This is a genomic window from Methanoregula sp. (assembly GCF_041663825.1).
In the GTDB taxonomy this organism is placed as follows: Archaea; Halobacteriota; Methanomicrobia; order Methanomicrobiales; family Methanospirillaceae; genus Methanoregula.
Map to the genome: position 1 here is coordinate 1 of NZ_JBAYLY010000068.1, position 2,704 is coordinate 2,704.

At 53.8% G+C, this 2,704-nt stretch carries 1 protein-coding gene; it reads left to right on the plus strand.

The window, feature by feature from the left end:
• The first annotated feature begins 210 nt into the window (after positions 1-210).
• Positions 211-2,529, plus strand: coding sequence for an RND family transporter (locus WCX19_RS15030; protein WP_373009562.1), 2,319 nt, complete (start codon positions 211-213; stop codon positions 2,527-2,529).
• The last annotated feature ends 175 nt before the right edge of the window (positions 2,530-2,704 follow it).

The window sequence follows — 2,704 nt, forward strand, 5'->3', positions numbered from 1 at the left end:
TAACCAGTTTACCTCCGATCCGATGAAGGTCAACGTGCAGGTCGTCCCGGCAAAAAGTCTCACGGACCTGCTCGGTCTGCCGGTTATTATTGCAATCATCCTTGTTGTGCTTGCCGCTGCAGGATACCTGATCTACACGAAACGGTTCAAACCACAGTGATACGCCGAGGACTCATCAACACAAGTACCACCGTACTGAAGAGAAACACCATGATCGATCAGATCTTTGATAAAATTGCGCGAACGGTAAACCGCCGGCCTAAACTGGTGGTTGGTATCATCGGGCTGGTATTCATCGTAGCCCTTGTGGGCATGACGATGATCGTCATGGAGACCGGCACCGATACTTACCTGGACAAGGATTCCGTGGAAGGTATTGCAAACAACCAGTATACCGACACGTTTGCGGCGGATTCCCTCATCCTGATCGTTGAGACAAGCGATCCGTTAAACCCCGATGTTCTCAGGTATATGGACCGGCTGGAAGGCGATATCGGTCAGCAGCAGAACATTGCGAGTGCAGCAAGTGTCGTCGATACGCTCAAGAGTATGAACCACGGCGTCCTGCCGCAGTCCAAAGCTGAGACCGATGCCATCGTCACGCAGATTCCGTCCGCAACCCGTTCGGTTCTGGTGCCTTCGAACGTTCTGACGCTCATGCAGGTAAAACTCATGGAAGGCCTGTCGGATGACACCAAAACCGCCACCCTTAACAATATCCAGTCCCTTGTTGACAGTTCCCAGCCGCCGACAGGGGTCAAGGTATCAGTCTCCGGCAGCCCGGCATTTATGGCCCAGATGAAGAGTGAGATGAGCTCCCAGATGGGAATCCTGATCGGTGCCGCCATGGTGCTGATGGTCATTGTTATGGGCCTGCTCTTCGCCTACGTTAATTACCGGTTCCTGCCAGTCGTGTTTGTCGGGCTCGGGCTCACCTCGGCCCTGGGCATGATGGGCCTTGCAGGGATCAAACTTAACATGGCAGTAATGGGAGCGTTCCCGGTCATGATCGGCCTTGGGATCGATTATGCGATCCAGTTTCACGCCCGGCTCGATGAGGAGGCCCGGAAAGGATCGCTCGACGATGCGGTCTACATGACCATCACCCGCACCGGGCCTGCCGTGATGTACGCCATGCTCGCAACCTCGCTCGGGTTTGCCGCGATGTTTGTCTCGACAGTCCCGATGGTGCGGTCGTTCGGACTTGTCGCTATGATCGGGATCATGTGCTGCTACTGCGTTTCGCTTGTTGGGATACCCGCTGTTGCACACATTGTCCATTACAAGCCAAAACATCAGGCCCCGCAGGTCTGTTATGCAGTCGGCGAGGAGGCCTGCACCACGCTCCCGACATCAAAGAAAAGTTCCTGGTCATACGGCAATTTTCTTACCGGTACATCCGTCAAGATCGCAAAGAACCCGATCCCGGTCCTGATCGTTGCAATTCTTGTTGCCGTGATTGGGTTCCAGCTCGATCCCCTCATTGCCATTGAAGCAAACGAGAACAATTTCGTCCCAAGCGATATGCCGGCAAAGATCCAGATGGATAAGGTCACAAGGGTTCTCGGTGCCACGAGTACTGCGGATTTCTATGTCCAGGGTGCCCGGGTCACTGATCTCGATACGATACGATGGATGAACGATTTCCAGGATTACGAACTATCCCGACATTCAGAACTTACCTCAGCGACCAGTATAGTAACCTACGTCATTGCCTACAACGGCGGGAAGATGCCGGAGACCCAAAGCCAGCTCAACGCGGTGCTCGATACCATTCCCGCGAGTGTTAAGGATCAGTACTTCAGCGGGTCGCTCCGGGGAGTTATCAAGTTCGGTACCATCAAGATGGAGATACCGGCTGAACTTGACCTCAAGAACCAGATGGAAAAGGATGTCGCGTTCCTTGAATCGCCACCGGGAATTACCGTGCAGCCGGTCGGGAGCTTTGCGGTATTTACTACCCTGATCGGCGGTCTGTCCACATCCAAGGATGAGATGACCATCCTCGGCTTTGCGTTCATCTTTGTCTTCCTTGCCCTCGTGTACCGGCACATCCACGCAATTTCGCCACTCATCCCGATTATCCTGATTGTCGGGTGGAACTCGGTAATGATGTACGTGCTGGGGATCTCGTATACCCCGCTCACTGCTACCCTCGGCTCGATGACCATCGGCGTCGCTGCGGAATATACAATTCTCGTGATGGAGCGGTACAGCGAAGAGGAGGAACGCCTCCACGATCATATCGCTGCAATCCAGGAGAGCGTGAACAGGATCGGGACGGCAATCACCGTCTCGGGGCTTGCCACCTTCTTCGGGTTCTCCGCCCTCTGCCTCTCCAGTTTCCCCATTATGAGTAACTTTGGTACCACGACGCTTATTGCGGTCGGGTTCTCCTTAATCGGGGCAATCTTTGTTATGCCGGCGGTGCTCTCTCTCATGGGGGATCTTACCGAGTGGCTGGAGAAGAGAAAAATGCGTCCACAGCTCAACCCCGGGAAACCCGGAAAAACAGAGGCCACGAACTAATCAAAAATACATAACAGAAGGTAAACCACATGAAATTTTACAACGCAGTTGTTCTCCTGATCATTGCAGCAGTATTCTGCTGTATGCCCGCGCTGGGTGCGGTAAAATATGTTGGGGGAAGCCCTGAAATAACGGCCTATCTCTCCGGGGTAAACGAGTTCTCCCCGGGACAGGA

Excerpts from the sequence above, each read along its gene's own strand:
- WCX19_RS15030 (WP_373009562.1), top strand. The coding sequence starts at position 211 with ATGATCGATCAGATCTTTGATAAAATTGCGCGAACGGTAAACCGCCGG.